Annotated in this window: 4 protein-coding genes; all 4 read right to left on the minus strand. The window is 70.2% G+C overall.

Features of this window, described 5'->3' with window-relative positions; all coding sequences use genetic code 11:
• On the minus strand, positions 1-318 hold a 318-nt coding region (locus NON22_RS23135; protein ID WP_257389346.1), incomplete at its 3' end, for an IspD/TarI family cytidylyltransferase.
• A complete protein-coding gene (gene ftsB / locus NON22_RS23140; RefSeq protein WP_257389347.1) occupies positions 315-626 on the minus strand; it encodes a cell division protein FtsB in 312 nt (103 codons plus the stop codon). The genes NON22_RS23135 and ftsB, both read right to left, overlap by 4 nt.
• A gap of 10 nt (positions 627-636) precedes the next feature.
• Positions 637-1,929, minus strand: coding sequence for a phosphopyruvate hydratase (gene eno, locus NON22_RS23145; protein WP_257389348.1), 1,293 nt, complete (start codon positions 1,927-1,929; stop codon positions 637-639).
• 85 nt (positions 1,930-2,014) lie between these two features.
• Positions 2,015-2,399, minus strand: a 385-nt coding sequence (locus NON22_RS23150) for a hypothetical protein (RefSeq protein ID WP_257389349.1), incomplete at its 5' end; no start/stop codon positions are given.

A 2,399-nucleotide genomic window follows, 5' to 3' on the forward strand; every position in this document is an offset into this window, starting at 1 on the left:
GTGCACGAGCACGGCGTCGCCGGGCGCGACCGATGCCGGCAGCGCGCGCAGGCCGGCCAGCACCGAATCGGCGCGCTCGGCGCCGCCGATGGCGCGCAGCAGCGGCTTGCCCAGCACCTCGACGAGGCCCTGTACCCAGCTCGCGTCGTCCGCGGCCACGACGAGCAGCAGCCCGGCGATGTGCGGATGCGCCGCGAGGCGTTCGAGCGTATGCAGCAGCAGCGGCTTGTCGGCGAGACGCAGGTACTGCTTGGGCACCTCGCCGCCGAAACGGCGGCCGCTGCCGGCCGCCGGAACTACGCACCAGAGGCCGCTCATCGCTGCTGCGGCGGCGCGGGCGCCGGAGCCGCCGCGGGCTCGACGATCTGGTAGAACGTCTCGCCGGGCTTGACCAGGCCGAGCTCCGAACGCGCGCGGCCTTCGATCGCGTCGCGGCCTTCCTTGAGATCCTGCACTTCGGCCTGCAGCGCCTCGTTGCGCGCCTTCAGCGCCTCGTTGGCCTTGCGCGTCTCGGCCACGGTCTGGCGCAGGCTCTCGACGTCGCGCACGCCGCCCGATCCGGTCCACAGCTTGATCTGCAGGACGATCAGCAGGATCAGCAGGATCAGGGCGGCGTAACGAAGCACGGCGGCGTCCTCAGCGGAACAGGCCGGGCAGGTTCGGGAACGCGTCGCGGCCGGCATAGACCGCCGCCGGGCCGAGCGCTTCCTCGATGCGCAGCAGCTGGTTGTACTTCGCCACGCGGTCGCTGCGGCACAGCGAGCCGGTCTTGATCTGCGTCGCCGTCGTCGCGACCGAGATGTCGGCGATCGTCGTGTCCTCGGTCTCGCCGGAACGGTGCGAGACGATCGACGAATACCGCGCCGCATCGGCCATCGCGATCGCTTCGAGCGTCTCGGTCAGGGTGCCGATCTGGTTGACCTTGATCAGGATGGAGTTCGCGATGCCCTGGTCGATGCCCTGCCTGAAGATCGCCGTGTTGGTCACGAAGAGGTCGTCGCCGACCAGCTGGATCGACCTGCCGAGCTTGTCGGTCAGCACCTTCCAGCCGTCCCAGTCGCCTTCGGCCATGCCGTCCTCGATCGTGATGATCGGATAGCGCGCGCACCAGTCGGCGAGGAAATCGGCGAACTGCTCCGAGGACAGGCGCTTGCCTTCGCCGTGCAGGTTGTACTTGCCGTTCTCGAAGAATTCCGAGCTCGCGACATCGAGGCCGAGGAACACGTCGTCGCCAGCCGTGTAGCCGGCCTTCGCGATCGCCTCGAGGATGGTCTCGACGGCTTCCTCGTTCGACTTCAGGTCCGGCGCGAAGCCGCCTTCGTCGCCGACCGCGGTCGACAGGCCGCGGCTCTTGAGCACCGACTTCAGTGCATGAAAGATCTCGGTGCCGCAGCGCAGCGCTTCGGAGAAGCTCGCGCAGCCGACCGGCAGCACCATGAATTCCTGCATGTCGACGTTGTTGTCCGCATGCGCGCCGCCGTTGACGATGTTCATCATCGGCACCGGCAGGCGCGCCGGGCGCGCGCCGGCCAGATGCTTCCAGAGCGGCAGGCCGCGCGCCGCGGCGACCGCGTGCGCGTTGGCCAGCGACACGCCGAGCAGCGCGTTCGCGCCGAGGTGGTTCTTGTTCGGCGAGCCGTCCAGTGCGATGAGCTTGCGGTCGAGCGCGGCCTGGTCGGCCGCGTCGGAGCCGGCCAGCGCCGCGGCGATCGTCGTGTTGACGTTGGCCACGGCCTTGGTCACGCCCTTGCCGAGATAGCGCGTCTTGTCGCCGTCGCGCAGCTCCACCGCCTCGCGCGAGCCGGTCGACGCGCCCGAGGGCACGGCGGCGCGGCCGGTATGACCGGTCGACAGCGTGACTTCGGCTTCGAGCGTCGGATTGCCGCGGGAGTCGAGGATTTCGCGCGCGTGGATCTTGGTGATGTTCATCGGGGCTCTGAATCCATGACGAGGAAAAGGTCAGTCGAACGCGTTCCTGCGTGCGGCTCGATGCCGCTGCTGCGCGCCCGCCGGCTCACGGCTGCGGCCTGTCCCAGGACAGGCTGACACCGACCGGGTCGACGAGCGCATTGCCGAGCGCGTCGAACGCGGTGCGGTCGTAGGGGCCGGTCACGCGCAGGCAGGCGACCGGCCGGCGCGTCTTGCGCTGGCGGATCGCCTCGACGAGCGCACCGGTTTCCAGCAGTCCGCCTTCGAACGCGAAGCGGCCCTGATGGAAATGTGCCTCGAGCACGTCGCTGCGGCAGGGTTGCCGGCTGCCCGTCACGAGCGCGACGCTGTCGTCGTTCGTGAGCATCAGGTTCGGATCCGCGCCGGCGAGCGGGCGCCCAGGCCCGTCCGCCACGGCCGCCGCGCTGTCGCGGGGCTCCTGCGCCGCCGCAGCGAGCGGCAGCAGCGCC

The sequence above is a fragment of the Tahibacter caeni genome (assembly GCF_024609805.1).
Lineage (GTDB): Bacteria > Pseudomonadota > Gammaproteobacteria > Xanthomonadales > Rhodanobacteraceae > Tahibacter > Tahibacter caeni.

Excerpts from the sequence above, each read along its gene's own strand:
- eno (WP_257389348.1), bottom strand. The coding sequence starts at position 1,929 with ATGAACATCACCAAGATCCACGCGCGCGAAATCCTCGACTCCCGCGGC.